Origin of the sequence: Bacteroides sp. DH3716P, assembly GCF_025914115.1 — a bacterium.
Lineage (GTDB): Bacteria > Bacteroidota > Bacteroidia > Bacteroidales > Bacteroidaceae > Bacteroides > Bacteroides ovatus.
In genome coordinates, this window is the sequence record NZ_CP083673.1 from 6,611,604 (window position 1) to 6,612,806 (window position 1,203).

General features: G+C 44.6%; 2 protein-coding genes and 1 pseudogene. All 3 read right to left on the minus strand.

The window, feature by feature from the left end; all coding sequences use genetic code 11:
• Positions 1-10: 10 nt before the first annotated feature.
• Positions 11-310, minus strand: coding sequence for a thioredoxin (trxA, locus tag KQP79_RS25695; protein ID WP_004319936.1), 300 nt, complete (start codon positions 308-310; stop codon positions 11-13).
• Positions 311-313: 3 nt separating this feature from the next.
• Positions 314-859, minus strand: a complete 546-nt coding sequence (locus KQP79_RS25700; protein WP_004319938.1) for a hypothetical protein — start codon at positions 857-859, stop codon at positions 314-316.
• A gap of 3 nt (positions 860-862) precedes the next feature.
• A pseudogene (locus KQP79_RS25705) lies at positions 863-1,203 on the minus strand (helix-turn-helix domain-containing protein); the annotation flags it as partial.

A 1,203-nucleotide genomic window follows, 5' to 3' on the forward strand; every position in this document is an offset into this window, starting at 1 on the left:
TTCTGCTCTTTTATCTTAAAAACGGGTCAATCGTTGCCAGCAACTCTGATTTCTGCATCACACCGCTCGTCCTCCACAACACTTCGCCGTGTCTGAACAGCATCAATGTGGGCACAGACTGTATGCCATACTGGCTTGCAGCCACCCCATACTTGTCCACATCCACCTTGATGATGCGTATTCTGTCACCCAACACTTCCTTCACCTGCTTCAGGATGGGGTGCATCATCTTGCATGGCTGGCACCATGTGGCGAAGAAATCGACCAAGACCAGTTGGTCGCCTGATATAACGTCTTTGAATGTTTCCATATTTTAAACTATTGACAAATTACCTTTGGAATAGGTCATGCTTTCTGCCTCATAAATAAGCACATCATCGAAGATCTTGATGTCTCGTTTCTTATTCAACCATCTTTTCTCATTAGACCTATACCAAAGGTTTATGATACAGATGCTTTCTTTAGGTGTTGCCTTTTTCTTTTGTGTGTTTTCTGTAAGGACATCCTTGTATGTCGAAATGAAAACTGTTTCAACGTCCTCAACGTTTTGTGGAGTCTGTTGAGTCGAATCGCTAAAACTACCAATCCATAAAGAAAAAGGTTCTCGAAAGTTTCTTAAATGTTCGTGCCAAGAAGCCACTCTCGTATGTATTGGTGTTCCAGAGCGATGGAGGCCAAAATACCGATAGTCATCCTTGCTAATGGGATGCCCTTTACCTTTTTTGCTACCCGAACAATAATAAAAGCTGAACAAATGACAGTCACAAGTATTTGGGTCATTCAAATACTCGGACAAAGACGTAAAAGTATCAAATGGACCAACCCATTGAATCGTGAAAACCTTTCTAATATCTTCCATTTCTTATTCCTCTCTTTTATTCCTTTTCTTCAATGGTCCGCTGTGCGGCCCACGGTTCAGCGTCACACCATGCTTGTTGAGTATACGGAACACGGAACTTCGGCTTGTGAAGCCACTGATAGCGAAGATGTCATCAATGCTGTGCCCCTCGTTGTACATGTTCACGATATTCTTCTCACGCTCCAGCTTCGACAGTGCCCTTTCCGACTTCTTGGGCGGCCGGATATTCTGTTGCAGATGGATGATGTGTGCCGATGCCTTGCGCAGCACGGCACACTCCTCAGAGAGTGACCCGAACATACGGATGACCTGTGAGGGCTTGGTGTCGGGGAAAAGTTCGTCAA

Excerpts from the sequence above, each read along its gene's own strand:
- trxA (WP_004319936.1), bottom strand. The coding sequence starts at position 310 with ATGGAAACATTCAAAGACGTTATATCAGGCGACCAACTGGTCTTGGTC.
- KQP79_RS25700 (WP_004319938.1), bottom strand. The coding sequence starts at position 859 with ATGGAAGATATTAGAAAGGTTTTCACGATTCAATGGGTTGGTCCATTT.